The sequence below is a fragment of the Paraglaciecola sp. IT1134 genome (genome assembly GCF_058068185.1).
The window spans coordinates 660250-685928 of record NZ_CM176486.1 but is presented as its reverse complement, the minus strand read 5'-3'; the positions used below and the strand labels follow the sequence as shown (position 1 = coordinate 685928).

The window sequence follows — 25679 nt, the reverse complement described above, 5'->3', positions numbered from 1 at the left end:
TGCCGTTAGGGAACGTGTATATCGACCCACACTAAACGATGATCCGATGACGCTTGACGGTTTTCAATTAAGCGTCGCAGCGGGTCCTCACGGTTAGGCCAAAATACACCACTGGCTAACACCTTACCGGCTTTTTTAGCCGGCAATACATAATCTGCCCGCATTCGCCAAAAAGTGCTGTGACTGGCCCCATGGGGGTTATTCACAGAGTGCTGCTTGCCACCTTCACTCACTGGCACGAAACTGTTATTAACCAGCGGATGAGTGGTCAAGACCTGGATCGCGTCCTTATGGGCGTCGCCTTCCTCAGTCGAGGCATTTAGATCCCCTAGTAACACAAAGCCTTGCCCGCTGAACCCGCCGTATATCCCTTTGTCATCGTAAATATAAGCGGATTGCGGTGCACCAGATAAATAATCCACCCAAAAGCGAATTTCATCATGATTACGTTTACCGTTGCGATTTTCTGGCCCGTCAAACACCGGTGGTGTGGGGTGGCTGGCCAATATATGCATAGTTTGCCCGTCAATGTTAAGCGGTATATCCCAATGGGATTTAGAGGATAACCTGAAGACTTGTTTGGCTTTTTCGGCGTACCAATCTTGGCCTTGTTGATCTTTAACCGTGTCTATCAGGCCATCGGGCATATCTTTCCATAAGAATTGCTGAAATGTCCGTACCCGGCTTTTGTCTATGGGATAACGGCTCAGTAAAACCATTCCGTATTGCCCAGGATATAAACCAAAACCAAAGGCATCATCAGCGGCTCCTGTGGCCTTGCCGTCATGGTTTAGATCCGCACCAGAGCTAACCCCGGTATTGACAGGGGCGGTGTAGTAATGGGGGTAGTCAATCGGCGCGGCGCCTTGTTGCGGCACTGCTAAATAATTTTTAATAAAAGCTTTTACGCCTTTTTCATCGTCTGCGATGTAGTCAAATTCATTAAGCAAAATAACATCCGGTCTTGTGCGCTGAATGATTTCGGCAATATTGCGTATTTGCTTGTGGTTACCTGTGGCTAGGTGGGTAAACAGCTCCTGCCCTGTGGGTGATTGTTCAGCAGCTAGGTAATTACCCGCCTCCATGCTTACATTGAAAGTGGCAAAGCGTAACGTTTTGGCGTTGGCGTTGGCGTTGGCGTTGGCGTTATTTAAGGTTGTCATCAATAAGATTACTATTATAAATTGTAATTTAGACATGGTTCTTTTGTACCACAAAAATAAAAAAACCGGCTACAAGAGCCGGCTTTCAATTTAAAGTTTAATACTATTAGAAAGTGTATTTAACCCCAGCACGGATTTCCCAAAGTGACGCATCAGCCACTCTGCTCTGTCCCGCAGGAACAATAAATTTATTATATACATATTGTCCTGAATCATTGATTGATGCATCAACAACAGATTGCTGGCGAGGAAATGAAGCTTCTTTTAACACGCCCCAATCATCGTTTAACAAGTTGCCAAGGTTTTCAATAACAACAAACGCGCTTCCTTTATGCCCTTCGTAAAAACCAGCAAACTCTTGACTGATTTTAACGTCAAACTTAACCCACCAATCGCTGTTTACACTGTTGCGATCCATGATTTCACCGCGAGTCAGACCTTCTGAGTCGATAAACGCATTAAATGCGTCTAAATCAAAATCATCACCATAAATAACACTCGCATCACTTGTGGTTGGGATATAAACCAACTGGCGATCATTGCTGTCGCTTTGACCAAAAGCATCGTTAATAAAGTTATCACCGTCGTTTCTATCTTGATTGTCAAACGTATAACTAAACGGACGACCTTCATTAGCCGTACCGAACAGGCTAAAACTAGTGTCGTAACCATCCATAAACTCATGTTTATACGACAAACTCATTGTAAACCGGTGAGGGATTTCATAGTTTGAGGTAGCGATGCCAGGGTTTTGCGGATCCCTAACTGCTGTACTTGTGTAGTTAGAAAATGCTACCGAACTTGTCATCGGACTAACTTCAGATGAATCTGTGTAAGCATAAGCTAATGACGCATCCAAACCAAATTCATAGGATTTACTTACTGCCACTGAGATAGAGGTAGAGTTACCAGAATCACCGTCTACATTTGTTAACAAGTAATCTTGCGAACGACCATTGCTGGTGTAAATAGGACGACCGTCAGGGGCTGTATCGCTTGTCAATACACGTGAGACATCGCTGATGATTGCCGCATTCTGCTTTTTAGAATACAAATAATCCAGCATCAATACATAGTCATTTTCGAATGTATATGTACCGCCTATTGCATATTTCCATTCTGATGGCATCTCAAAATCCGGATCCTGGAAATTCAAACCGCTATTTGATGCTGTGCCACTAGCAACGCCATCGAATAACTCTTGCGGAATATCATAGATTGGACGACCTTCGCCAGTAAAATCCATATCAAAAACAGATCTACCTGTACGGTCTTGACGCTCTACCTGGATCACACCATTATTGGAGTAGTTGTTTGACAGCCAAACATTGGGATTACCCCCTGAATAAAGACCAAATCCACCGCGCACTTCTACTTGCTCGTTCAACATCCAATTAATACCTAAACGGGGTTGTAATAAATCAACGCCATCTAGGTTTTGCTGGTTTGAGAAGCCGTAAGTTTCTTCGACAAACGGGTTTTCTGGGGGTAAATCATCACTTTTATACCAATCGTAACGCAAACCATAAGTAATGGTCATATCCTGGTCAAGCCAGTAATATTCGTCCTGGATATAAGCAGTATTAATATCATAGGAAAACTTGGCGGCAGCATCGTCTACATTATTGGTAACAGCTGCGTTTTCATAGGTGATACGGAACGGCGTGCCAGCTTCAAAATCATCAATAGACCCGAAACGATACTCTCCTTCAGCTTCTTGAACAAACAAGTTAAATACATCTAGGCTCTCAAACTCATATCCACCGGTGATGACATGGTCACCCACAGTATAAGTACCTGCCAATTTCATAGTATCGGTGCTGTATGAAAGTTTATTGGCATGACGAGAGTCATCAGCTCCCAAGTAGACAGTCGCCCGTGAATCATTATTTTCAGTAGAAATTTGAACTTCACCGAAATCGGTTCCCCCTAGTGGCTTCACTGATGCCACAAAATCAGAAGTACCAAGGCGTAATTCAGTTGAAAAATTGTTGCTCCAATCTGAATAAACTGACGCAACGTATGATTCCAACTCGCCTTTTTGTTCATAATAATGATTCGAAAATTCATATTCATCTGAGTCGCCATCCGACTCATTAATGATATTACCGTCGTTAAAGTTGTATACGAGAGATGCCCGGTGGTCGTTATTTATCTGCCAATCTAATTTGGCCATGATTTTTTCATCTTCAACGGGGATACTGGTCGCAAATGCGCCTGGATTGTAGCCGTATACATTGTTGGCAATTTGCTCGATACGGTCTAGTTGTGCCTGGGAAACACCCAACACTTGAACCGCTTGGTTAGAGTCTGCTGCACCACGGTCAAATAATGTGGCACCCTCTAACTTTTCATATGATCCAAAAAAGAAAAGCTTATCTTCGATCAGTGCACCACCAACGTTAAATCCGTAGCGCTTTTCATTAAACTTACCTGAGTTAAGTTTGTCACCCTCTAACTCATCTCCGCGCAACGAATCATTGGTGTAATCGTAAAATGCCCCGCCATGCCATTCATTTTCACCGGATTTGGTTACAGCGTTGATATTACACGCAGTAAATCCACCATATTGCACATCGAAAGGAGCTAACTCAACGGCAACCTGATCGATTGAATCATAGGAAAACGGAATACGTATAGTTGGATAACCGCTGCTGTTAAGGCCAAAGTTGTCGTTGGTACGAATACCGTCAAGGGTCAAACTGTTAAAACGAGAATTTGCGCCAGCACATTGAATACCATCACTGAAGGCTTCATCAATATATATACGTGGGTCGATTCGAACTAAATCTTTAATATCCCGATTGATGGCCGGGGCTGATTCTAAGTCGTCCAGGCCGAAATTGGCTACCGGACCAGATGACCCGTATGAAGAATTGGTAAAAGAGCCACTAACGGTGATGGTTTCGAGTTTTTCTTGCTCAGAGGCGAAGTCTAAGTTCAGGCTTTTTGTTTCACCTAAGGTTAGAAAAACATTCTCTTCGGTCTTGCTGTTACCTGATTTATCTTTAACTTCAATAGTATAAGGGCCACCTACGCGCATACCCCGCATGTTATAGCGGCCAGTTTCGTTAGTTTCAATAACCTTCACACTACCGGTTCGTGTATCAGTAATAGTAACTGTAGCATCAGAGACTACTTGGCCACTTTCAGTCAGTACGGTACCGCCGATACTTGAAGAGGTTTCTTGAGCAAACGCCGCGGTTGACATGCCCAATGACATGGCAACGGCAATAGCGATGCTATTAAGCTTGGTTTTTCTTAACATTATGTGTGTTTCCTAAGTGTTGTGAATAGTAAATTGACTTTATTATGCAGCTATTATTTTAGTTTATTGTTGCAATTATATTACCGTATTGACCAATAGCTAACCAATCAGACTAAATGGTCAAAAAATCCCTGCCTGCTTTAAAACACTGAGAGTACTAACACGTAAAAATTGCCGCGTATGGTTGTTGTTATAAGTAGCGCTGCAAATTTTCACCTCTCCAGTGTGAACAATATCCACCAAATAAAAACCCCTTAATGATATTCATAACTTCTTATTAATAATAATTAAATAACAAGGGGTTAGAATCATCAAATAAACTTACCTGTTGCAATAAGTAAGACTAACTGGTCAAATCAATACAATAAGTAAAAACATAGAACATCCGTGTCAATCATGAAAGCAAAGCTCTCCAAAGGCATAATACCAAGTTTGATTGGCATATCGCTGATCTTGAGCTGGTATATTGGCAAAAATGACACGCAAATAAAAATTTTCCAATTAAGCAATTTAATTTCAGAATCAGAGGTTTGTGAAACCAACTCGGTTAAAAACAATGATGTTTTTGTCGCTTTTATCACCGATGAAGCCATGGCCAACAGACTCTTGTCGGCCTTGTGTGAAAATGTAGTCATCGATCGCCAATTTGGCAAAGTCGAGGTGCATTGGAGCCACAATGAGCAAGAAATCACCCAATATGTAGGTAAAGGTATAGCGGATCTGGCTTTAGTCAAAGAAAACGTGATGTTAGCCTTCGCTGCCCAGGTGACCCACGGCTACCAAGTCGTGGCAAAGTACCAAGACTACTCGACTTACCTGATCTCGCTAAAAGAAAAACCCCAGCTGAATAAGCAGTACCTATGGGGTAAAAAATTAGGTTTATTGGATTACCCCAGTAGCCGCTCAGGCCATATAGTACCCAAAGGCATGTTACATGAACTGGGTATTTTAGATGAGAATATGGATATCATCTATGTCAATTCCCATGACGCCTTACGCGACTTATTGGCGTCAGGTAAGGTAGACATCATCTCATCATTTTGGAAGGTACAGGATGAAAAGCGTTTTTCGGTAAATTACATCACGCCTATCCAAACCAAGATAAGTGGTAGCAAATGGTATTTAAAGATGGCGACTGAAAATACCGATCTGCTGTGCGACATTCAAAAATCATTGTTACGTTTAGCCACCGAAACCCAGTCAGAATACTATAGCCAGTTACGCATATCACCGAGTCACTGTACACTGCACACCCCGCCCGACCAGAGCACCGACGATGAAGAATAATCTGGGGTGGCTTGGCATTTTTATTGTCTTATGGCTGGGCTTTCAACTTGCTTTTGGGGCCGGTCAGGGATTACAAAGCAAAATCAATACTGACAGTTTTATTGCCAATATAGAAACGCGGGTGGCTTTAGATTTACCCAAGCTACGCCTGGCTAATCTCAGGTTTAAGACAGTCGCCGATAACGCTTCTGTGCAAAATTATATCTTGCAAATAAATGCCGCGTTAACGTCTCTGCGGGCCAGTGTATATCTACATAGTATTCAAGGAATAGCCGCTGCGGATCCTATCAAAGGTGAACAGTTGAGCAGAAGTTTGCACACTACAGATCAGCAAATAGAGCTGAAATTGACTCACATTAACCCTCCCCTATTGAACCAACTAAACCTGTATGCTCCTTTTATGGCATTGTTGATTGTATTGCTCAGTTACAGTAGAGCCAATAAAGTAAAGGCCTGCGCCGCCGCGAAGACCGAGGAAATAACGCCTGAACCAGGTAAACTTGTCATTAATCTGCGAGACAAATCCATTCAATACGGCGCTGACAACACTGTCATTACGTTACCCAACAAACCCTTTTGCTTTTACGCAGCCTTGGTCGACTACTGCTTAGAAAATGATACCGCCTGTTTGCGCCATAATAATGAGGTACCAGAAGAACTATTGCAGATTGCTAATAAGTACTTCTACCGCCTGATAGAACTCGGCCATACTAAACGCAAACGTCCGGATTTCGGGGCCAACCTGGATAAAACCTTAAGTGAAATCCGCTCCTCGCTGGACGAGGTATTCCAACACCACGTGCAGGCTAGAGAACTCTTTTATCCTCCCAAGGCACAAGGTGAAGGTTCACGTTCAAAAATGCATAATTATGCCTTGGCCAACAATGATCCCCTACGGGTTGAATTTATCGGTAGATAAATGGTGACAAATGGTCACTGCGCCCCTTACTTACAACTGAATAACAAAACGTTAAACAAATACTCACACAAAACTTGACCAAATGGTCAATTAATCGTAATTTATTCCCGGATAGCCAAATTTAGCGCTCAGACATGGGTATTTCCAGTTCGTGCCTTAAAAATACAGGCGAAATATCACCTGAAAACTGACTTTATAGCGGTTCGCTGGTATCTTTCCACTCATCTCATTTTTAACTATTCGGAGTAGTATGTCTGCCCCTCTCGTTATCGCTATCTCCGGTGCTTCAGGCTCTGGTAAATCATTGTTTACAGAAAATTTATTAAAAGAATTTTCTGAAGATGGTAAAGCCGTGCAAATTCTTAGGGAAGATCATTATTATCGCGCTCAAGACCATCTGCCCATGGTGGAGCGTGAAAAAAACAACTATGACCATCCCAAGGCTTTCGAACATGAATTGTTAGTTGAACACTTACAAGCATTAAAAAACTGGCAGTCGATTGATTATCCTCACTACTGCTACAAAACACATACACGCCTTGCGCAGACTGAGAAGTTAATGTCAGCGCCGGTGATCATTATCGAAGGCATAATGTTGTTAGCCAATCAACAATTACAGCCCTTATTCGATATTAAAATATTTGTTGATACACCCTTGGATATTTGCCTGTTACGCCGTATGAAACGCGATATAGCCGAACGAGGCAGAACTTTAGATTCTGTAGCTAAGCAATACGAATCAACGGTCAAGCCCATGTATCATCAGTTTATTGCGCCGAGTCGCTTTACCGCAGACGTTATTGTCACCCAGGGCGGTAAAAACCGTATCGCCCTGGATGTGATTAAATCCCATATTCAACAGACCTTGCTCTGACTACTGGCCGAAAATGACGGCCATATAATAATAATAACAAGGAATTAAGATGATAAGTTTACTCGGCATTGCCGTACTTTTGATTATGGCGATTTTATTGTCGTCGCACCGCAAGGCGATTAATTGGCGCACAGTGGGAGGGGCTTTCGCCATTCAAGCAATTATCGGCGCACTGGTACTGTATTTCCCACCGGGTAAAGACTTTTTGTTAGGCCTGACAGTCTATGTAAAAAATATTATTGAATACAGCCAGGTCGGCATTGATTTCATTTTCGGTAACGTGGGTAACAAGTCCCTGGGGTTTATCTTTGCCTTTAATGTACTGCCTGTTATCGTCTTTTTCTCCGCCCTTATCTCCGTGCTCTACCATTTAGGTATAATGTCCTGGATCATTCGCCTTATCGGTGGTTTTTTACAATTTGCACTTAAAACCAGTCGTCCAGAATCCATGTCAGCAGCAGCCAATATTTTTGTTGGCCAAACCGAAGCGCCATTGGTAGTAAAGCCTTTTATTCCGCATATGACACGCTCGGAACTCTTTGCCATTATGGTCGGTGGCCTTGCGTCTATCGCAGGCTCGGTCATGGCGGGTTATGCCGGCATGGGTGTGGAGATAAAATACTTGTTGGCAGCCAGCTTTATGGCTGCCCCAGGGGGCTTGCTAATGGCCAAAATTATTATGCCGGAAACTCAGGAGTTTAAGAACGAGCTGACTGAGATCAGTAACGATGAAGACAAATATGCCAACATCTTTGATGCCGCCGCCAGCGGCGCTGCGGCTGGTATGCAACTAGCCCTGAACGTCGGTGCCATGTTGTTAGCCTTCATTGCCCTAATTGCCTTATTAAATGGCATCATTGGCTGGGCGGGCGGTTTTTTCGGTGCTCAAAGCCTTAGCTTTGAAATGATCCTGGGTTATGTGTTCCAACCTCTGGCCTGGACGTTAGGCGTGCCATGGGATGAAGCGAATATCGCCGGAAGTTTTATCGGTCAGAAAATGGTAGTAAACGAGTTCGTCGCTTACGTCGACTTTTTAAAGTACCAGTCTGAGCTTTCGCCGAAGACCCAGGCCATAGTGATCTTTTCGTTGTGTGGTTTTGCTAATTTTTCATCTATCGCAATACTCATGGGTGGAATTGGTGCATTAGCCCCGAGTAGACGAAAAGAGATTGCCCAATTAGGATTAAAAGCAGTATTCGCCGCAACGTTGGCAAACCTGATGAGTGCCGCCTTAGCAGGTTTATATTTAAGTCTTTAGGTAAAGGATTGGTCTAATTTGGCTATCCTAATATTACCAGATGAAAGGAATGCACTTTGCTCGAGCGCTTAGCGAAGCTCGCGATGCATTCAAATACCACGATACATAGGAAAGAATATTATGCAATTGCTCGCAGTCGATTATTTAGCACCCGATGCAGATCAACAATTTGTCGAGTCTTTACGCCAAACGGGTTTTGGCGTACTGAAAAATCATCCCATTGAACAATCCTCAGTGACCAGTATTTATAAAAACTGGCAGGATTTTTTCAACAGTGAAGAAAAGTGGCAATATGCTTTTGACCAGCAAAGCCATGATGGCTTCTTTTCAACCAAAGTATCAGAAACCGCCAAAGGTTTTAAGAAGAAAGATATCAAAGAATACTTTCATTATTACCCCTGGGGTAAATGCCCGCCAGCGTTAAAACAAGAACTGGCAGATTATTATAACGCGGCAAATAAGCTGGCATCTCAGTTATTATCCTGGGTGGAAAAATACTCACCAGCAGAAGTGGCCAGTCTATATAGCCAACCCTTATCCGGTATGGCGACCGACAGCGATCAAACCTTATTGCGCATTTTACACTACCCGCCCCTTACCGGCAGCGAAGAGCCTGACGCCATACGGGCCGCCGCGCACGAAGATATTAATTTATTGACTATCTTGCCTTCAGCCAACGAACCTGGGCTGCAAGTTAAAGGCACAAACAATGAATGGATTGATGTGCCCTGTGACTTTGGTAACCTGATAGTGAATATTGGGGATATGTTGCAAGAAGCCTCAGGTGGATACTTCCCCTCAACCTCTCACAGAGTGATTAACCCACAAGGAGCGGATCAGACTAAATCCAGAATTTCACTGCCTTTATTTTTGCATCCTCGTCCTGAGGTTGTATTGTCACAGCGCCACACCGCCAAAAGCTATTTGGCTGAACGACTCAGAGAGTTAGGGGTAGCTTGATGGGTATCAGGCACCCGTGAATCTACTTTAAGCAACAATGACAAAGCAGTTTCTGCCGCGTAAGTAAAAAAAACAGGGTTTATGCGGGCTATGGTGTCATTTTCGGTGTGATAACGGTGATGATCACCCACTCCCACAAATAGATAGGGAATATTTTTACTGGCAAAAGCCGCATGGTCACTGGATTTACGCCAGTTGATATTTTTATGATTTAGTTGGCTGCGCACATGGTTTCTATGCCCTTTGACCAAACACCTATCGTCACTGGCTATTAGCTGCTCAATTACCTCATCCCAGTTTGTGTGCCCCCGGGACGAGGTGATATATAACCTTTTGCGTCTGCCCCCCTCAGCCAGCATGTCGAGGTTCAGATTCAGAATAATTGATTCGAGGGGTACCGGCGGAGCGGCTAAAAACGCTTTGGCGCCATACAAACCTTTTTCCTCTGCGTCGGTAGCCAAAAAAATGATTGAATATTGGCTACCGTATAGCGCCATATACTCAGCCATACCCAACATAGCCGCGACTCCGGATGCGTTGTCATCGGCGCCATTAAAGATCCCCCTGGAGCTTTTGCCTAGGTGATCATAATGGGCTGTCACCACAATATAGCGCTCTTGGTACTTGTCGCCCGCAAGCCAGCCTTGCACATTGCTGCCAGAAACCTCTGACCATCCACTTTTTACTTTAAATGGGTGTACATAGGCACTGTGTGTTGGTGCCCCAGAAGTAGGAAAATCTTCAAGGCCAATCTGCTGATAGCGGGTGCTGATATAAGAACGTGCTCGTTCTGCACCCAGGCTGGCGGTTTTTCGTCCTTGCATATCATCACTGGCCAGGGCTGAGATATCTTGCCACAACATACCGGGATTAAGCTTCGGGCTGCTGTGGGTATACACACAATCTGCCGTGCTGGCGTAACTTTGCCCAATGCAAACCAGACATCCTAACCAGCAGCTTATTCTCAGGAACGACTCAATAAGTCTAATTTCCCCTGATACTTATCTTTATCTTGTAGACTCTGAGCTGTGCGTTTAGCGAGTTTTAAATAATGTTCGGTGCGCTGCAATTCGCCAAGCCGATAATAGGTTTTAGCCAAAGCAAAAAATATCTCTGGGTGTCGATCATTTAATACTAACGCCCGGCGGAAATGCTCCAGGGCAATTTGCCAGTTGCCATTGTCGAATTCCCGCTCTCCGAGATCCAGATGATAAAATGGATTGTCCAGACGTTTGCTTTCTACACGAGCCAAGATAACATCCGCCTGTTCTAATCTGCCGGTATAAGTATACAGATAGGCCAGATTTTCCCAGGCTGTTAAATTGTCGGGAGCCAGGTTTAGCGCATGAGCATAGACCCTTTCTGCCCCCTCATATAAACCTTTTAGGCGATACAAAAAACCCAGGTTTACCCATCCGGAATCAAATTGGGGTTCAAGCTTCACGGCCGCTGTGAAATAAGCGTAGGCCCTATTGAAGTCGTGTTGCAATAGGGCATCGGCGCCCTTGTTATTATAAAACATGGCTAATACCAACTGTTTAGAGATATATTTTTTTGGTAAGCGGGCCCTAATCGTTTGGGGATCAAAATCGACCTGATAGCCGCGATTGGTAAAATAAACCGAGTTGTTGGTGGAACGCGGCACGATCTCCAAATTAACATGACCATTTAATAGACTTATACCGTCACGCCTGGTCCAATACTCCGGAATCTCTATATCTTGAAAACGCACATCAAAACCCGCTTCACGGGCCAGGGCATAAGTCATGATCGATAAAGACAAACAATTGGCCGCCCGGTTTTCAAACGTTTCACTGGCAGTAGTATTGGCGTCACCACGGTAAAGCAAGTTAAAGTCCAGGCGATCGAATATACCGTGTGCCAGTGTTTCCATTTTTTCAATGGGATCGTCAAATCGAGCAACGGTCTTCCTGACATAATCTTTGGCATTCTGGTTAAGGGCAAATACTTGCTGTTCAGTTTCAATATTGATGTCAGCGGCGTTTGAAAATGCCCCGTCATAAAAGACCTGTCCGGGCTTCTGGGCAATTAGTGGGGGGCTTTGACAAGCTGCCAAAAAAAATACAGCTACCAGCGTAATGGTGAGTTTAAGGTACGACGGTTTACTACACATACTGCTTCTCCTGTCTAACACTCTCTATTACGTTAGCTTGGAAATCCGCAGTTTGCTACTCCTAAGCCCGATCATTTGCAACATTTTATTAACAAGAATGCCCGCCACTTTTCAGATGAATATTTTAAACAACAGCTGTATCAAAATGCCCTGTTAAACAAAGCGCAACTGGCGGCAAATGAGTACCCAGGTGAATTTTAGGGATAACCCAATACACGGCCAAGATTCCAGGATGATTGGGGCGATTCTGGCTATTTTTGTGGGGTGTTTGCTTTAAGCAATTCATCGTCTGCTGCATGATAGACACGCACAGCTTCGGTTATACGCAGATTCCCTAAGGTTTCTTGGGGACCGGGGGCAAATTTCTGGATTTGAGCAAAGAGCAATTCCAGTGTAGCCATAGCATCATCCAGGGCATTATGAGCGGGCACGGCTGGCAGATTATAGCGCGCCCGACACACAGGCAATACCACAGCATTAGGTGGTGGCGGTCGCAAATGTCGGGTTAACTGGTACAAACCAAATGTTAAGGTGTCCAAGGTCACTATCGTGGGTAACGATATTCCCAGTTCAGCATAAACTCTACGTAGAATGGTCATGTCAAGACTCGTACAGTGAAACACCCAGATGTGACTTTGGGCATAACCTTTGAGCTTTTCCAGTACTTGGCGTACTGGTTCGCCCTGGGCAATATCTTGTGCCGTCAACCCATGGAACACCGGGCTTTGATGCAAGGACGCCTTGGTGGATACCAGTCGATAAAAACAACTGTCTAATTTGATTTGATTGCCCCTGCCCTCAAGCCAGCCGATAGATAAAATTTTGGATTCGGCCAAATTCAATGAAGTGAGTTCTAAATCGATACACAAAAAAGGAATGTCTGCTAATCGCATCTCCAGCCAATGCACTGGAATAGCCCTATGTGGCCGTAGCCATCGATTGAATTTTCGCCATACAAGCCTGACTGCCTCATGCATTTAACCTAATCCTCCAGCAAACTTAAACAAAGCGGCCTGTTGCGTTCGGCGGATCACCCTGAAGGCTTCTTTCAATTGATACTTTTCGATGGACGACAAATCTCCCATAGACAGATAGTTGTCTGTGACCTTGTTTTGGGTTTGGTGACGCCAGCGCAACCTATTGAGCAGTAGCCAAATATCCCGCAAGTTTTTCACGTCTTTGCTCGATAGCTCCGAGTTATCCAGTAAACTTTCCAACCGTTGGGGGATAGAGGGCATAGTCAGACCATTGGCCAGAGAATAAACCCTGACCAAATTGTTGATAATGGCGACCCCACTATTTTTCAAATCAATACAGTCTTTTTTGGCTAAGCCTTTTTTGTAGGAAAATTTTTGAAACAGCGACAAAGGCACATTGGACTCACAGGCATGCCTGGTCAGCGCTGCCAGAAAGCGGGATTGTTTAAATAGCGGCGCCCGCCCCTGGTGCAATTTTGTCAGCAGTTGGGGATTACCGGCCACGGCTCGTACATCGAGGAATATATTGCAGTTTAAAATGGCCTGGGGGGTGGGTTCTTGTACCCAACTTTCTGCTTCTTTTAAAGCCTGGGCTACCGACAATCGTAACAAAGGATTGCTGGCCATAATATTGCCGGTACATAGTTTGATGCCACATTTATCCAGACCCCGGCACACATATTCAGCTAAATTTGCAAAGTACTCCGACGCCTGTTCGTCCGGCTCTGTGGCGAGCAGCAAGCCGTTATCCTGATCCGAGCCCATGTTCTGATCTTCTCTTGCCTGTGAGCCATATACTAACCAACAATAATCCATTGGTGCATCGCCATGCTGCTGCTGAAAAAAAGCGATCAATTTACGCGTCATGATATCGGTGGCTTGGGATAACACCTTGCCGGCTATATCAAAATCCCCCAAACGTTTTGCGTGTTTGGCAAAATAATGGGGTAACTGCCAGGACAGCCGAGACAACTCGTACAGGGATTTCGCCTTGGACAGCTCATTGATCAGCAGCAACACATTGCTGCGTTGATGGCGGATCATATCGGTCGCGGTTAAAATGCCCAAAGGCATTTCACTGTCGTTGTCTATTACCGGTAAGTGATGAACGTTGTGCTCTGTCATAATGCATAACGCATCAAACAAGGTCAGTTGATGAGTTATTTTCACTGGATTAGCGGTCATAATACTACTCAGTGGCTGTTCGATATCGACTTGTTGCGCCACCACCCTATTGCGTATATCTCGGTCAGTGATGATCCCCACTAAGAGTTGATTGTCGGTTATCACCAAGGAAGAAACACTGTGTTTGGCCATCTTCTGCACGCCAACCAAGATACTGCTGTGGATATCTGCACTGATCACCCCTTCCGTTAACACTTCGTGAACAGGTTTATACAACCACATAGATTTAGAATCATCCACGTGTTCACTGTGGATCTCTTCTGCACTGTAGTTGCGAAAAAAGCTGCCTATGCTGGGCTGAGCCTTTACGCACCAATCAAAGGATTTAGCAGGAATGCAATATACTAAGCCTGGGCTGTCTACTTTCACGGAGATACTGTGATCGTCTTTGTGTAACACATTTCCGCAGCCAAAATAATCCCCTTCACTTAAGTGCCTTTCCGGCTCAGGGGAATCTTTCACTGAGAATTGCCCGCTATTGATCAGAAATAGCGAGCCACGTTGCTGCTCAAGTATAACCTGAGCATCATCTTGGCTGATGTAAGCCACAGTAAGTGAAGCCGCGAGACGGTTTAATGCCTCACCATCGAGTAAATCAAAAGGAGCGGATGAACCTAAAAACTCTAATGTTTGTTGGGGTATATGGGTCACAAACTCTCTCATCTGGCCATTGAAAACGTGGTAAATAAACCTTATCTAGGACTATTTTACCCCTAGAACGGTCAGGCAATGTGGATTAATTTTTGTGTTATATAAAACTGGGGCAGTTATAACAGCATAAACGACAAAACACCCGACACTGTTGGCCGGGCGAAAAACAATTTCCTTTTATCTGAGATATCTGGCATCAGATTGCGTTTGAGCAAATCATGGGATACCGAGGTTGAGATGACCAACAGCAAACCTGCAGAAGTAGACAACACTGCAGCTAGACCACCAGCGGCGACCAAACCAGAAACCCAACTTGAAACCGAAGAATTGAATTTGATCCACCACATCAACCAGTAAAATGCCAAAACCGAATGACACTACAAACCAGACCACCGACAATTTAGCCATCAAGGCTAAGTTTTTCCGCCAATAGGCTTTTTTTATCCTGCTCGTTTCTAAACGCCATTTTCTATTCCACGCTCAGGTTAGTATAATGCTAATTAATTAGCCTTATGTTTAGACCATGGTCTTAGATGCTCTGTGCAGTAATTTCAGCTGTGTTAAAGTCACACTTGAGGTTACTTGGGTATATATACATCTCTGACTTTTATTCATAAGGAAGGTTATGGCATTAGGTTGGGTAGCGCTGGCGATAATCTATTTAACCGGATTATTTTGGTTGGCTAAGTGGGGAGACAATAACACCAAGTGGGCCAGGACTATCAGCTCCCATCCAGTCATTTATTCGCTGGCGTTAGCAATATACTGTACCGCCTGGACATTCTTTGGTTCGGTAGGTGAGGCCTCTCGGGATACTTGGCATTATCTGCCGATACTTCTTGGGCCTATTTTGGTTTACGTATTCGGCTACCGTTTTCTGCTTAAGCTTATTGCGGTAAGCAAGCGCCAACATATCACTACCATCGCCGATTTTATTTCATCACGCTATGGTAAACGTCAAACCATCGCATTGCTGGTCACCCTGATTGCGTTATTGGCGACGATCCCTTACATCGCGCTACAATTAAAAGCGGTGGGATCAGCATTTTTAATGGTTTCAGGGCAAAACAAATCAGAACTGGTGGTATTACTCTCCACCGTTTTTATTGGTTTGTTTTCCATGTATTTCGGTACTAAACATACCGACGTCACCGAATACCGCCGTGGTTTAATGGTAGCGATTTCCTTTGAATCATTGATTAAACTATGCGCCTTGATATCGGTAGCCGTGCTGGGTTATCTAGCTTACGACAGCAACAACTCGGCCCCCATGTTAGCGGCGTTTTTCACTCCAACAGCACTGAATAATATTCAATCATTTCCATTTGTGGCGCAAACGTTAATGGCGGCGGCGGCGGTCATCTGTTTGCCACGGCAATTTCACGTGGCGATTGTGGATAACTTAAAACTCAGTCATCTCAAAACTGCACGCTGGCTATTTCCCCTCTATTTACTGTTTATCGCTGTATTGATCCCCATCATCGCCGCAGCAGGCGATGCGATGTTTCAAGGTAGTGGACGCGAGCCTGATACTTATGTGCTGGGTATTGCCATCGCCAGTGACATATTAATCATTAAAATGCTGGTATTTGTTGGTGGTTTATCCGCCGCCACCGCTATGATTATTGTAGCCACGCTTACCCTCAGCACTATGTTGACCAATGATGTCATTCTTCCCAAACTACTATCGGAACATCGTTCGCAACACCCAGCGCCTAACTATACTCGCCTGATTTTATTTATTCGCCGCGTAGTCATTGCCGCCATATTGGCACTCGCATACTTCTACTACCAACAGATGACTAGCACCCGCTCGTTGGCTTCGATTGGGCTAATTGCATTTTCATTGGTTATCCAATTATTACCCGCAATTATTGGTGGTTTATACTGGAAACGAGGTCACGCCCAAGGCGTTTACGCCGGTTTACTGGCGGGTTTAGGCACCTGGATATTGTGGCTAATGTTGCCGCTGATAAATGACACCCCACAGGGTGTTTTACAAAATGACACTATTAGTGCGGGCGCTATTTACAGTCTGTTTGCCAATACTTTAGCCTATATAGTGTTTTCATTTGTTGCCGAAGTACGCTTAATCGACCGAATTCAGGCCGAAGCTTTTGTTACCTCTACCGACAGTAAAGCCCACCACTATAGTGGGCAATCGATTAACACGTCGGTGGAAGATCTCATTACCTTATTGACCACTTTTTTGGGTGATAAACGCTGTCAGCAGCTCATTACTGACTACCAACAACGCAATGGCCGCGAGTTAAGCCCAGAAACATTGCCAAAAGAAGACTTTGTTTTATTTACTGAACGTGCGCTTGGGGGAGTAATCGGTGCTTCTTCTGCCAAAGCATTGGTAGCTAGCGCCATCAGCGGCAAAAAGCTCAATTTTGAAGAGGTGGTTAACTTTTTTGAAGATACCACCCAAGCAATACAATTTAATATGAGCGCACTGGTTACCTCCCTTGAAAGCCTGGAACAAGGGATCAGCGTGGTTGACAGAAACCTGAATTTAGTAGCATGGAACAAAAGTTACCTTCAACTATTTAACTATCCACAAAACATGGTTCGCGTTGGACGGCCGGTCGAAGAGCTGGTGCGTTACAACGTACAGCAGGGTGAATGTGGCGTGGGTAATGTAGAAAGCTTAGTGCAAAAACGACTCGAACATATGCGCCAAGGCACCACGCATCGGTTTTTACGTCAGCGCAGCGACGGGCGCACCCTGGAAATGATCGGCACGCCCCTACCCGGTGGGGGTTTTGTGACCAGTTTCAATGATGTCACCGAACACATAGAAATCCAGCACGCCTTAAAAGAAGCCAATATCGACCTAGAAAATCGTATTCAAAAACGTTCGGAAGAAGTACACACCATTAACGCCGAGTTACATCTGGAAAATCAACGCCGGGCACAAGCCGAACAAGCGTTAGTCAGTGCACGCAAAGTTGCTGAAGAAGCCAATGCCAGTAAAACACGATTTTTAGCACTGGCCAGTCACGACATTTTACAGCCGTTAAACGCAGCACAATTGTATTTGTCCGCCTTACAAGAAGTATCGCTGGGCGAGGATGCTAGCGATATAGTCAACAAGCTGTCCGATAGCATTAATGCCAGCGAAGCTCTGATCGCTACCTTGCTGGATATTGCCCGTCTCGACCAGGGTGAATTACAACCGGAACTCACGCCGATTAACGTGCAAACACTGTTACAGCCTTTAGTGGCGGAATTTGAGTTACTGGCCGCGCAAAAAGGCCTAGTTTTAAAAGCTAACGTTCCCGACTTATGGGTGAATACCGATCGTACTTATCTGTATCGCATTGTGCAGAATTTCTTATCGAACGCGGTAAAATACACTACTTCAGGCTCGGTATTGTTGGCGGTACGCAAACGACAAGACAAGCTACTGCTGCAAGTCTGGGACACAGGTTGTGGCATTCCTCCAGAGCTACTAGACAAGGTGTTTGCCGATTTTTATCGTATTTCAGGGCAGCAACAACAAGGTGTAGGTTTAGGATTAGCAGTGGTGCAACGTCTGTCAAAAAAACTGCAAGCAAATTTGCAGGTCCGATCACGCATCAGGCATGGCAGCTGTTTTGCAATCACCTTACCGCGTTGTGAGCCCGCTCAAGCCATGGCCCAACACAACATCAGTAAAGTGGGGTTCAAGGAGTTAAGGGTATTGTGTGTGGATGATCAGCAGCAGAACCTTGAGGCCCTTCAAACCTTATTAAGCAAATGGAAAATACACAGCCTGACCGCCCAAAATAGCCAACAAACCTTTGCCTTACTAGAACATTTTACGCCACAAGTGATTTTAATGGATTACCATCTTAACGATAGTCTGAACGGTCTACAGCTAATAGCGCAAATTCGTCGTCAACTTGGTGTAACGGTGCCCGCCATTTTGATCACGGCCAATTTCGAGCCCGGACTCACAGCGCAATGCCAACAGGCGGCCTGTGCTTATTTAGCTAAACCGGTCAAACCCGCGAAGTTGAGGGCACTGCTGCAGGCGGCGCAAGTTGAAGCTGGGAAGCAATAAGCACAGCCTGTGTACGATTATTAATACGAAGTTTTTTAAAAATTGCCGTGACATGGGCTTTGACCGTGGCGGTAGCAATATCAAGGTTATATGCTATCTGTTTGTTGAGCAGGCCATCACGCATATAACATAACACCTTGTATTGGGCGGGTGTTAAACTGGCGACCTTGTCCGCCAGTTCAGCAAATTCACTGTCTAACTCTACGTCATCGGCTGAATAGGATTCGGGCAGCCATACATCCCCCTCCAACATACTGTTCACGGCCTGACCAATTTGCCCTGCCCCCGTGGTTTTTGGCACAAAACCCAAAGCACCCAGATTGATCACCTTAGAAATAATATTGCGATCTTCCAGTCCAGAAACCACTGCCACTGGTAATTCAGGAAACAACTTGCGAATATGAATAAGACCAAACAGATCACCACTGCCGGGCATGTGTAAGTCCAGTAACAGCAAATCGATCTCCGGGTGCTGGTGTAATAAAACCACTGTTTGCGATAAATCCGCGGCTTCCAACAGTTTCAACTCGTTGAAATACATAGATAATGCATGTCGCATCGCATCCCGGTAGAGGGGATGATCATCAGCAATCAGCAGTGTTATCATAACCGGCCTTTCCAAAACATTGGCACTGTTTACCTATTGAGTCGTTGGGTGATTAGGGTCTCCACTACACTGGGATCAGCCAGGGTCGAAGTATCACCTAATTGCTGATAGTCATTCGCAGCAATTTTACGCAATATACGGCGCATGATCTTGCCTGAGCGCGTTTTTGGTAGACCTGTAGACCACTGAATTAAATCCGGAGTTGCAATTGGACTCAGCTCTTTACGCACCCAATTGGAGACGTCTTTAGTCAATGCATCATTCACCTCAACCCCTTCCACAGGCATGATATAAACATAGATCCCCTGACCTTTAATGTCATGAGGGTAGCCCACCACCGCTGCTTCTGCCACGGCATAATGAGACACCAGCGCACTTTCTATTTCGGCTGTACCCAATCTGTGCCCTGAGACATTTAATACATCATCAACTCGGCCCGTGATCCAGAAATAGTTATCTTCGTCACGTCTCGCCCCGTCACCGGTAAAATAACAACCCGGGTATGTACTAAAGTAGGTCTGCACAAAACGTTCGTGGTCTCCGAATACGGTGCGAGCTTGCCCTGGCCAGCTGTCCTTAATAATTAAATTACCTTCTTTTGCTCCTTCGAGCTCCTTGCCTTCACTGTCTACCAATGCCGGTTGCACACCAAATAGTGGATGGCTAGCAGATCCGGGTTTCAGCGGTGTCACACTAGGCAAAGGGGAAATCATCATGCCACCGGTTTCGGTTTGCCACCAAGTGTCCACGATCGGACAACGGGATTTCCCTACTGTTTGGTAATACCACTGCCAAGCTTCAGGATTGATAGGCTCACCCACCGAGCCCAGTAGGCGCAATGACTCACCACTAATTCCCTGAGCAGGAAAATCCCCATGGGCCATCAATGCGCGTATCGCGGTCGGCGCGGTATAAAGGATATTAACTTTGTGTTTATCAATGATCTGGCCGATACGCCGTACATCAGGATAAGTCGGCACTCCTTCAAACATCACACTGGTCGCGCCGTTGGCCAATGGACCATACACAATATAACTGTGTCCAGTCACCCACCCTACATCGGCGGCACACCAATACACTTCACCGGGCTGATAATCAAAAACATATTTGTGGGTCATGGCGGCGTACAGTAAATAGCCACCCGTCGTATGCACCACACCTTTAGGTTGGCCCGTCGAGCCTGAGGTATACAGAATAAATAAGGGGTCTTCGGCGTTCATCACTTCAGGTGCACAATCGGTGCTGCAATTTTCCGTTAATTCATGCCACCAGAGATCCTTTTTGCCCCAGTTGATATCCGCCCCTGTGTGGCGAAAGACCACCACCTTTTCCATAGTGGGACAATCGTGCTCGGCAAGTGCCGTATCCACATTTGCTTTTAATGGAATATGTTTGCCTGCGCGTAAACCTTCATCAGCAGTAATAAGCACCTTGGCCTGACTGTTATTCACTCTATCCGCAATGGCATTGGGGGAAAACCCAGCAAAAATGACAGTATGCACCGCACCTATTCTGGCACAAGCCAACATCGCATAGGCCGCCTGGGGTACCATAGGCATGTATATCGCCACCCGATCACCCTTGCCCACACCGAGTTGGCGTAATCCATTGGCAATTTTCGCCACTTCGTCATGTAACCGTTGGTAGGTGATGATATCGTGGGAGTGAGGGTCATCACCTTCCCAAATAAACGCTGTCACATTAGCGCGCTCGGCCAAATGGCGGTCTATGCAGTTGTAAGATACGTTCAATTCACCATCTTCAAACCATTTTATGCTTACGTTGTGACTATCAAAAGAGGTGTTTTTAATTTTTTTCGGAAATTTAAACCAATCGAGACATTTGGCTTGTTCTGCCCAAAAGACATCGGGCTGAGTGACAGACTGCGTATATAAACGCTCATATTCCTGTGGCGTTAAATGAGTGCGAATTTTAGCGTGCTCTGGTACTGGATAGGTATTTTGTAACATGATGCCTCCAAAAAAACTGAATATATAAAATAAGAATACCGAACACTCTACCCATAAGCATACAAACCGGAATGCGACTTTGGTCGTATTCCTTATTTACAATTAACAGGTAAAATCATACAAGTGTCGAGCATTTTTAACAATGAAGCAGAGATCCGCTTACTCCAACCCGACAGTCAATAAAGTCGTTAGTGCATGTTAATCACTTATAAATATTGTATATTTTTCAACTAGATTCTAGTGTTAATCTTAACATTTTAGTACAGATCCCTGCTCTTGCGGAACTGATTACCCTGCCCCAATAGAACCACTACAAGGTTACGCTCAATGTTTAAGTACCTATCTATCAAGAATCGCTTATTTATCATTTCTATTGTCCCTTTGATCATTTTAGCTTCTATTCTTCTTATTATCATAGTCACCCAAGTGAGCAGTCTTATGGGGACAGTCCAGCAATCCGCTGGTGATATGTTGATCGAAAGCAAAAAACAGGAATTGAAAAATATTGTTGAAATCGCATACGCCACAGTCAAACCCATTTATGAAGCTGGTGGCGAGCGAGCAGAGGCGGTGCAATTACTCAAAAAAATTGAATTCGGCCAAGACGGCTACATTTTTGGTTACGACCAAAAAGCAGTACGGGTATTTAATGGTATGAATGATGCCGGAGTAGGTAATAGCTATTTTGACTTTAAAGACGTTAATGGTGTGTTGCTTATCCAAGATTTAATTAGCGCGGGGCGACAGAATCAACTGGGACAAGGTGACACCTTCGTTAAGTATCATTTTCCACGCTTAGGCCAGAAAGTCGCCGCGCCCAAACTGTCTTACGCCATATATTTAGCAAAATGGGATATGATGATAGGAACGGGCAGCTACATTGATAGAATCGATGATCAAGTCAATATCTTTTCCGATCACATTAGCTCTGCACGTACAGGCATGATTACGGCGGTGGCTGCGGTGTCGGGAGTGTTGTTGCTGGTATTGATTTTCATCTGTCTGATATTAATTCGCTCTATTTTGCTGCCCCTGAACGAAATAACCCAATCGATAAAAGAAATTTCTGCCGGTAAAGGGGATCTAACTCGGCGTTTACAGGTAAAAGACAGGTTTGAATTAGGGCTGCTCGCCAGCCACCTCAACACCCTGATAGAGACCTTACAGGGGATCATAATCAAGGTGAAGGACATCAGCTTTAGCGTTAAACATGACAGTGAAGATCTCGCCAGTCAGGCTATCGAGATCAAAGCTTTGAGTGTCAAACAACACAGCGAAATTGATCAAGTTGCCACCGCGACCACCGAGATGTCTGAAACCGCTCGTGAAGTATCAAATAACGCCGACAACGCTGCCTTAGCGGCCAGAACTGCAGATAGCAATGGTGACGAAGCTTTGCAAAAAGTTCAGGATAGCTGCAATGAAATGACCCAACTGAAAAGCGAAATGATCAAAACCGGTGAGGTGGTAACACAAGTCGGTGGAGACGTAGAAAATATCAGTGCGGTGTTGCAAGTTATCGAAAGTATTGCAGGCCAAACCAACCTTCTTGCCCTCAATGCAGCGATTGAAGCCGCCAGAGCCGGCGAACAAGGGCGCGGGTTTGCTGTGGTAGCAGATGAAGTCAGAAATCTGGCCAGTAAAACCCAAGGCAGTACCGAAGAAATACAGGAAATGATCTCTAAACTGCAAAACGGTTCACGCTCGGCGGTAAATGTAATGTCTGACAACATTAAACGCAGTGATGCAGCGGAAAAGAGTATTAGCGCCACAGCGGTATCATTGTCAGAAATATCTAAGTCGGTCGCGATTATGAGCGAACTCAATATGCAAATTGCCAATGCAGCCAAAGAGCAAAACGTGGTGGGTGCAGAGATAAGCAAACGCATAGTCGAAATTTCTGAGCAAACCACGGACCTTAGCAACATCGCCAACAAAAATGGTGATACAGCTGAAAACTTGAAGCAAAAGACAGCAGAACTAGAACAACTGGTGCGCCAATTTAAGGTGTGATTTTAGATAGATGTATCTATACATCGGGCCTTAAAAAAACATTTACAGATTGCTCAGCATATCTCTATATGCTTTTTTACATGCTGAAGATCACGTTTGCCCACTAAAGATAAAACCTGCTCAGCATTCAGCTAACATTGATATTACGACCTTGGTCTTATAGACCATGAGCTTATAGCGAGTTGCGCAAAGCTGATCCACAGTAGATAGCGTAAATTTCTACTATTTGGACAGGGCTCATGCACACTAAAACACTTACAGCTATATTCATTGCGATCACCAGCGCTGCCGCATCCGCAGCAACGCAAGCAAATCCATTGGACAAAACGTCCTTTAAATTCAGTGGTTATATCAAGGCGGACGCCATCGTCAGTACCTACAGCGATGGTACATTAGCGTCAGGAAGCATTGGTCGTGATTTCTATATTCCAAGCCTGACACCTGTAGGGGGTACCGAAGAAGATGCGCAATTTGACGCCCACATTAAACAATCTCGTTTTCGTTTTACTACTGACACCCAACTCACCAATGGTGAGAGCATTACTGGTGTCTTAGAATTCGATTTCAACACCACACCGGATGGCAATGAGCGCGTTAGCAACTCATACGAACCTCGTATTCGCCATGCTTTCATAAAATACAATGACTGGTTGATAGGACAAACCTGGTCAACTTTTCAGGATGTGAGAACACTGCCTGAAACCCTGGATTTTGTAGGGGCAACCGACGGAACCATCTTCGTGCGACAAACCATGGTCAAATACACCAGTGGTGCGTTTGAAGTCTCTCTGGAAAACCCTGAGACCACCATTACACCTTTTGGAGGTGGGGGGCGTATCGTTTCTGATGACAACTCAACGCCAGACCTCGCTGCACGTTATACCCTGACCCAAGACTGGGGCCACATAGCAATAGCAGGCCTGGTACGTCAATTGTCATATGTAGAAAAACAAGGTGAAAACGATATCGATAGTTCTGAGACGTCTTACGGGATCAGCATTACCAGTAAAATAATGTTGGGCCAGGACGATCTGAGGATCATGGCTAACGCTGGTAGTGGTTTAGGCCGTTATATCGGCCTCAATACCGTAAATGGTGCGGTGTTAAATGCCAATAATGAACTCGAGGCTTTAGATGTGATGGGTTTCTCCATTGCCTACCGCCACCTGTGGAATGAGCAATGGCGGAGTAACCTGACCTACTCAGTATTAAGCGCTGACAACGATAACGAATTGACCGGCTTAGGTGTGATCAAGGAAACGTATAGCGCCAGGGCTAACATTCTTTATTCACCTAGTCCGGAGCTGACCTTTGGTGCTGAATATGCGTATGCTAAAAAGACCCTGGAATCTGATGCGGATGGTGATATGAGCCGCATGCAATTTTCCGCCACATACGCGTTTTAATAGTTTGCGTCAATAACGCGGTATTTAAACAGTGATAAACTGGACGCTGTCACTTGTTGGCAGCGTTTTTAGAGGTTTAATCTGACGCCAACAGCCCATCAATTACTCGAGTTATACAGATAAGTTAAAATTGCTATCTTATTAACCATTATTCACAGCAACCGCCATCGAGGGTCGGCCTACCAGTTCCATATTCAGCCTATCCGTAATAAACTCCACCTCATATACAACTAAGATAAGCAACTGATGAAAATAGCGATATTAGGCGCCATGGATGAAGAAATAAGCCTTCTTCAACAATCTCTTGATAACCTGACTACCATTAAACATGCTCACCTGACAATTTACTGCGGCGAGCTAAACGGTGCCCAGGTGATATTGACCAAATGCGGCATAGGTAAAGTGGCTGCAGCTGTAGCCACCACTGTCATAGTCGACAAATTTAGTCCCGATTATGTGATTAATACCGGGTCAGCCGGTGGCTTCGATAAAGAACTGGAAATCGGCGATCTGGTAATCGCTAACGAAGTGGTACATCACGACGCTGACCTTACGCATTTCGGTTACGCTTTTGGCCAATGTGCTGGCATGCCAGAAACCTTTATTTGTGATGGGCAGTTAATTGCAGCCGCAGAGCAGGCGGCCAAGTCATTGGGTGAAGTCAAAACCAAGCGTGGTCTAATTTGTACTGGGGACGCGTTCATCGGCAGTGACGAAGCGGCGGCTAAGTTACGCAGCCAGTTTCCAAACATAGCCGCGGTGGAGATGGAAGGGGTGGCCATTGGCCAAACTTGTCATTTATTGCAGGTTCCATTTTTGGTTATTCGCTCTTTGTCGGATATTGCCGGCAAAGCATCAACCCTTTCATTTCAAGAGTATTTGCAGCAAGCAGCCAAACACTCAGCCATGTTGGTCATGGCGCTGATTGGCCAACTAACCTCAGCTAAAACATAAGG

18 protein-coding genes and 1 pseudogene are annotated in these 25679 nt (G+C 45.0%); 10 read left to right on the top strand and 9 right to left on the bottom strand.

Going from position 1 to position 25679, the window contains the following annotated elements:
* Positions 1 to 5: 5 nt before the first annotated feature.
* Complete coding sequence (locus AC3RV5_RS03115) at positions 6 to 1163, bottom strand: endonuclease/exonuclease/phosphatase family protein (protein ID WP_489730524.1); 1158 nt, start codon at positions 1161 to 1163, stop codon at positions 6 to 8.
* Between the two features lie 106 nt (positions 1164 to 1269).
* Positions 1270 to 4431, bottom strand: coding sequence for a TonB-dependent receptor (locus AC3RV5_RS03110; protein ID WP_489730523.1), 3162 nt, complete (start codon positions 4429 to 4431; stop codon positions 1270 to 1272).
* A 396-nt stretch (positions 4432 to 4827) separates the two neighbouring features.
* Between AC3RV5_RS03110 and AC3RV5_RS03105 the strand changes: the two genes are divergently transcribed.
* The 5 genes from AC3RV5_RS03105 to AC3RV5_RS03085 all read left to right on the top strand — a co-directional run bounded on the left by AC3RV5_RS03105 (position 4828) and on the right by AC3RV5_RS03085 (position 9729).
* Complete coding sequence (locus AC3RV5_RS03105; protein WP_489730522.1) at positions 4828 to 5718, top strand: PhnD/SsuA/transferrin family substrate-binding protein; 891 nt, start codon at positions 4828 to 4830, stop codon at positions 5716 to 5718.
* A complete protein-coding gene (locus AC3RV5_RS03100; RefSeq protein ID WP_489730521.1) occupies positions 5708 to 6637 on the top strand; it encodes a hypothetical protein in 930 nt (309 codons plus the stop codon). The genes AC3RV5_RS03105 and AC3RV5_RS03100 overlap by 11 nt, the downstream gene beginning before the upstream one ends.
* A gap of 250 nt (positions 6638 to 6887) precedes the next feature.
* Positions 6888 to 7511, top strand: coding sequence for a uridine kinase (udk, locus tag AC3RV5_RS03095; protein ID WP_489730520.1), 624 nt, complete (start codon positions 6888 to 6890; stop codon positions 7509 to 7511).
* A gap of 49 nt (positions 7512 to 7560) precedes the next feature.
* Positions 7561 to 8769, top strand: coding sequence for a NupC/NupG family nucleoside CNT transporter (locus AC3RV5_RS03090; protein WP_489730519.1), 1209 nt, complete (start codon positions 7561 to 7563; stop codon positions 8767 to 8769).
* 120 nt (positions 8770 to 8889) lie between these two features.
* The gene (locus AC3RV5_RS03085) at positions 8890 to 9729 is read left to right on the top strand and encodes a 2OG-Fe(II) oxygenase family protein (protein WP_489730518.1); all 840 of its coding nucleotides are present in this window, start codon (positions 8890 to 8892) and stop codon (positions 9727 to 9729) included.
* On the opposite strand, the gene AC3RV5_RS03080 is transcribed toward AC3RV5_RS03085, so the two are convergent.
* From AC3RV5_RS03080 to AC3RV5_RS03065, 4 genes are all read right to left on the bottom strand, one after another.
* Positions 9690 to 10628 carry a M28 family peptidase gene (locus AC3RV5_RS03080; protein WP_489730517.1) on the bottom strand — a complete coding sequence of 313 codons (939 nt, stop codon included), beginning with the start codon at positions 10626 to 10628 and terminating at the stop codon, positions 9690 to 9692. The genes AC3RV5_RS03085 and AC3RV5_RS03080 overlap by 40 nt on opposite strands.
* Before the next feature lie 65 nt (positions 10629 to 10693).
* A complete protein-coding gene (locus tag AC3RV5_RS03075; protein ID WP_489730516.1) occupies positions 10694 to 11863 on the bottom strand; it encodes a tetratricopeptide repeat protein in 1170 nt (389 codons plus the stop codon).
* Positions 11864 to 12114: 251 nt separating this feature from the next.
* On the bottom strand, positions 12115 to 12756 hold the full coding sequence (locus tag AC3RV5_RS03070) for a 3'-5' exonuclease (RefSeq protein WP_489730515.1): 642 nt from the start codon (positions 12754 to 12756) through the stop codon (positions 12115 to 12117).
* Positions 12757 to 12840: 84 nt separating this feature from the next.
* Positions 12841 to 14676 (bottom strand): DUF294 nucleotidyltransferase-like domain-containing protein, encoded by a 1836-nt coding sequence (locus AC3RV5_RS03065; RefSeq protein WP_489730514.1) that lies wholly within the window; start codon positions 14674 to 14676, stop codon positions 12841 to 12843.
* 207 nt (positions 14677 to 14883) lie between these two features.
* Between AC3RV5_RS03065 and AC3RV5_RS03060 the strand changes: the two genes are divergently transcribed.
* Positions 14884 to 15033 carry a hypothetical protein gene (locus tag AC3RV5_RS03060; RefSeq protein ID WP_489732243.1) on the top strand — a complete coding sequence of 50 codons (150 nt, stop codon included), beginning with the start codon at positions 14884 to 14886 and terminating at the stop codon, positions 15031 to 15033.
* Here AC3RV5_RS03060 and AC3RV5_RS03055 read toward each other — a convergent pair.
* Positions 14965 to 15142: pseudogene (locus AC3RV5_RS03055) on the bottom strand (sodium/substrate symporter small subunit); the annotation flags it as partial. The gene AC3RV5_RS03060 and the pseudogene AC3RV5_RS03055 overlap by 69 nt on opposite strands.
* 159 nt (positions 15143 to 15301) lie before the next feature.
* On the opposite strand from AC3RV5_RS03055, the gene AC3RV5_RS03050 reads away from it, so the two are divergent.
* Positions 15302 to 18727: a PAS domain-containing hybrid sensor histidine kinase/response regulator gene (locus tag AC3RV5_RS03050; protein ID WP_489730513.1), complete on the top strand. Its 3426-nt coding sequence runs from the start codon at positions 15302 to 15304 to the stop codon at positions 18725 to 18727.
* On the opposite strand, the gene AC3RV5_RS03045 is transcribed toward AC3RV5_RS03050, so the two are convergent.
* Both AC3RV5_RS03045 and acs read right to left on the bottom strand, forming a co-directional pair.
* A complete protein-coding gene (locus AC3RV5_RS03045) occupies positions 18666 to 19334 on the bottom strand; it encodes a response regulator transcription factor (protein WP_489730512.1) in 669 nt (222 codons plus the stop codon). The two genes, AC3RV5_RS03050 and AC3RV5_RS03045, sit on opposite strands and share 62 nt — an antisense overlap.
* A 29-nt stretch (positions 19335 to 19363) precedes the next feature.
* On the bottom strand, positions 19364 to 21304 hold the full coding sequence (gene acs / locus AC3RV5_RS03040; RefSeq protein ID WP_489730511.1) for an acetate--CoA ligase: 1941 nt from the start codon (positions 21302 to 21304) through the stop codon (positions 19364 to 19366).
* A gap of 327 nt (positions 21305 to 21631) precedes the next feature.
* On the opposite strand from acs, the gene AC3RV5_RS03035 reads away from it, so the two are divergent.
* The 3 genes from AC3RV5_RS03035 (at position 21632) to mtnN (ending at position 25677) form a co-directional block, all read left to right on the top strand.
* A complete protein-coding gene (locus AC3RV5_RS03035) occupies positions 21632 to 23317 on the top strand; it encodes a methyl-accepting chemotaxis protein (RefSeq protein ID WP_489730510.1) in 1686 nt (561 codons plus the stop codon).
* 239 nt (positions 23318 to 23556) lie between these two features.
* A complete protein-coding gene (locus AC3RV5_RS03030) occupies positions 23557 to 24723 on the top strand; it encodes a DcaP family trimeric outer membrane transporter (protein WP_489730509.1) in 1167 nt (388 codons plus the stop codon).
* Positions 24724 to 24969: 246 nt separating this feature from the next.
* Entirely contained in the window at positions 24970 to 25677 is a 708-nt protein-coding gene (gene mtnN / locus AC3RV5_RS03025; RefSeq protein ID WP_489730508.1) for a 5'-methylthioadenosine/S-adenosylhomocysteine nucleosidase, read from the top strand.
* The last annotated feature ends 2 nt before the right edge of the window (positions 25678 to 25679 follow it).

Bases quoted from the DNA above. Each gene is read 5' to 3' on its own strand.
- AC3RV5_RS03115 (WP_489730524.1), bottom strand. From the start codon at position 1,163: ATGACAACCTTAAATAACGCCAACGCCAACGCCAACGCCAACGCCAAA.
- AC3RV5_RS03110 (WP_489730523.1), bottom strand. From the start codon at position 4,431: ATGTTAAGAAAAACCAAGCTTAATAGCATCGCTATTGCCGTTGCCATG.
- AC3RV5_RS03105 (WP_489730522.1), top strand. From the start codon at position 4,828: ATGAAAGCAAAGCTCTCCAAAGGCATAATACCAAGTTTGATTGGCATA.
- AC3RV5_RS03100 (WP_489730521.1), top strand. From the start codon at position 5,708: ATGAAGAATAATCTGGGGTGGCTTGGCATTTTTATTGTCTTATGGCTG.
- udk (WP_489730520.1), top strand. From the start codon at position 6,888: ATGTCTGCCCCTCTCGTTATCGCTATCTCCGGTGCTTCAGGCTCTGGT.
- AC3RV5_RS03090 (WP_489730519.1), top strand. From the start codon at position 7,561: ATGATAAGTTTACTCGGCATTGCCGTACTTTTGATTATGGCGATTTTA.
- AC3RV5_RS03085 (WP_489730518.1), top strand. From the start codon at position 8,890: ATGCAATTGCTCGCAGTCGATTATTTAGCACCCGATGCAGATCAACAA.
- AC3RV5_RS03075 (WP_489730516.1), bottom strand. From the start codon at position 11,863: ATGTGTAGTAAACCGTCGTACCTTAAACTCACCATTACGCTGGTAGCT.
- AC3RV5_RS03070 (WP_489730515.1), bottom strand. From the start codon at position 12,756: ATGCGATTAGCAGACATTCCTTTTTTGTGTATCGATTTAGAACTCACT.
- AC3RV5_RS03050 (WP_489730513.1), top strand. From the start codon at position 15,302: ATGGCATTAGGTTGGGTAGCGCTGGCGATAATCTATTTAACCGGATTA.
- AC3RV5_RS03045 (WP_489730512.1), bottom strand. From the start codon at position 19,334: ATGATAACACTGCTGATTGCTGATGATCATCCCCTCTACCGGGATGCG.
- acs (WP_489730511.1), bottom strand. From the start codon at position 21,304: ATGTTACAAAATACCTATCCAGTACCAGAGCACGCTAAAATTCGCACT.
- AC3RV5_RS03035 (WP_489730510.1), top strand. From the start codon at position 21,632: ATGTTTAAGTACCTATCTATCAAGAATCGCTTATTTATCATTTCTATT.
- AC3RV5_RS03030 (WP_489730509.1), top strand. From the start codon at position 23,557: ATGCACACTAAAACACTTACAGCTATATTCATTGCGATCACCAGCGCT.
- mtnN (WP_489730508.1), top strand. From the start codon at position 24,970: ATGAAAATAGCGATATTAGGCGCCATGGATGAAGAAATAAGCCTTCTT.